Below are 2723 nucleotides of genomic sequence, written 5' to 3'. Positions count from 1 at the left end.
AGCCCTTCAACCTGAAAATGCGGCACCGCATACAGCCTGACCCGGAAGAATCCCGGATTGTCATCAATATCTTCAACGACCACCCGCGCTTCACGCAGTGGATGCGAGGCTTGCAGATCGTCAGACGGATCGGTCATCTCCGTCACCAGCGTGTTGATCCAGTTGTTCAGTTCGATTTCAAGCAGACGCCGATCTTTGGTAGTCCCGATGTTCTCCCGTTGGATCAATTTCAGGTAATGGGCAATGCGGGACAGCAGGAAGATATACGGCAAGCGCGCATTAATCCGGCTGTTAGCCGTGGCTTCGCCGGTGTCATACAGCGCCGGTTTTTGCATTGAGTTAGCCGAGAAGAAGCAGGCATAATCGCGGTTTTTGTAGTAAGAGAGCGGAATAAACCCCAGATTGGCGAATTCAAACTCACGGGTTTCCGGGATCATCACTTCTGACGGGATTTTAACCTGACTGCCAGTCCCCAAATCGTAGAGGTGGATCGGCAAATCAGTCACCGCCCCACCCGCCTGTGGCCCGCGGATCTGCACACACCAGCCATTTCCGACAAAGCTTTTCACCATGTTGGCCGCAAACGCAAACGCCGCATTAGTCCACAAGTATTTATTGTGGTCCGGCCCTTTGACCTGTTCGATGTAATTAAACGTTCGCACCGGCACCGTATCCGGGCCGTAGGGCAAACGCCCCAATACTCGCGGCAACGTCAGGCCGATGTAACGGGCATCGTCGCTGTCACGGAAGGATTTCCACTTGATGTATTCAGCGCGGTCAAAGTAGTTACCCATGTCTTTAATTGACGCGACTTCCTCCATGGTTTCCTTGCCGAAGAAAGCGGGGCCGGCAGCCGCAATAAAGGGCATATGTGCCGCTGCCGCCACTTTAGCAATATTGCGCAACAGGGCAATATCCTGTGAGCCGGCACCAAATTCATAGTTGGCAATCACCGAGCCAATCGGTTCACCGCCCGGCGTATCGTATTCCTGAATGTAGGTATGGCGATAGAAACCGCTTTGCACAATTTCGGGCGCATCATCAAAATCCTGTTGCAAATCCGCTTTCGTCACATCCAGCACTTCAATTTTGACGTTCTGACGGAAATCCGTCCGGTCAACCAGAAATTTCAGGCTGCGCCAGGCGGATTCCACCTGCTGGAATGCCGGGTGGTGCATGACCACATCCAGTTGGCGACTGATTTGGTTATCCAGTTCATCGATATGCTGATCCAGTAAGGCTTTATCCAGCCGCTTCACTGTTTGCGCCGACGCTTTCAACCGCGAGAGAAAAACGCTGACCGCCGCCGTCACCCGCTCATCCGTTGTCACATCAGCCAACGCATCATTGTTCTGAAAAAGATCGAAATCATTCAAACGTTCGACTGGCTGTAAATTAATTTTCTTAAATAAAGATTGATAGACGCTACCTTCACTGTGGGTCGGGGTTGCCGCCACAGATGTAGCCGGTTCTTGGACTGCCATTAATTTATCCTTAACTCAAATTTTGTAAAAATAGGGGGATTATTACGCTTGTGGCGGCGCCAGGGCGGCGAGTTCTGTCCGCAGTTCCTCACTCAGCTGGTCATCCTGGAGAATATGCTCCAGTTCCCGGCGAAACGTGGCGTTGTCAAGCAGGTTGGATTTCAGATCGCGCAGCAGATTGCGCATAGACAGTAACGCCCGTAACGGCGGAATTTGCCGGGCGACTTGCTCAGGCTCAAAGTCTTTTATTTGCCGGAAAGCCAGCGCGATATTGGCGTCACTTCCCTCACCCGCCAGAGTATTTTCAACCGTCAGGTTAAGGGTAGGGCTGAATTCAGCCAGTACGCTGTCAAAATTGTTTTTGTTAATAGCAACCTTGTCTCTTTCCGAGAGCGGTCGCTGTTCCTGTCCGTTGCTGTAATCTCCCATCACCAATAATTTCAGGGGTAATTCCACTTTTTTCTGCGCACCGCCCGTATGCAAATCCAACTTGATATTAATACGGGCTTTGGGGATCTCGTTTTGAAAACTCTGGGCCACAAGCAGCTCCTCAATAATAATAATAAAAACAAGATAAGACGACAGCATGAGGGTCATGCCATAACAGATTTCAGAAATAGAAAACCGGACTTAGCTATTTACGAACAGGCAATTAGCCGGGCAGAAAATAAGATAACACCGACAAGTCTCGTCGAAATAAATAAAGGCACTGACCCGACGAGCTATTTCTTTGAATAGGCAATTTTGTAAACATAATTAAATAAAATCAAGATAATTTTAATCAAAAAGCACTTTTTGATTAAAAACAATAATATGTAAATTACAGTAAAGAAGAGAAAAGAAATATAATCAACAAACCAAATATAAACGAGATTTGATTTATTTTAATAAAACATTGCCTTTGTTTTAATCATATGAATCAGATTATTTTCTCTGTTATAACCAGATGACTCATGGATAAAAACAATATAATCATTTGATTTTTAATCAATTAATGATGCCATTGATCACGATAAACACTCCATTTTCAACCTGGCAATTTAACAACAAAATAGGTGTAAAAAAGAATGATTATCTATTCCGTTATGCAAATGAGAATAAATTCCGTTGTACATATTAAAACAGGATCAAATAATTTTACTGTCATCAGGCGGACATATAATAATTTTCACAAATAAAACCAGACAGGTTAATGAGAGTATTATTACGATATCGTCTAACATCATTTTCTTACTATTA

2 protein-coding genes are annotated in these 2723 nt (G+C 45.6%); both read right to left on the bottom strand.

Annotated elements, in window-relative coordinates; translation table 11 throughout:
- The coding region (tssC, locus tag AM629_RS20750; protein ID WP_054481666.1) for a type VI secretion system contractile sheath large subunit at positions 1–1484 on the bottom strand (1484 nt) is incomplete at its 3' end.
- 42 nt (positions 1485–1526) lie between these two features.
- Positions 1527–2072, bottom strand: coding sequence for a type VI secretion system contractile sheath small subunit (gene tssB / locus AM629_RS20745; RefSeq protein WP_083451974.1), 546 nt, complete (start codon positions 2070–2072; stop codon positions 1527–1529).
- Positions 2073–2723: the final 651 nt, after the last annotated feature.

The organism is Photorhabdus heterorhabditis (genome assembly GCF_001280945.1).
Taxonomy (GTDB): domain Bacteria; phylum Pseudomonadota; class Gammaproteobacteria; order Enterobacterales; family Enterobacteriaceae; genus Photorhabdus; species Photorhabdus heterorhabditis.
Note: the sequence above shows the minus strand (reverse complement) of the source record. Positions and strands in the feature narration are given on the sequence as shown.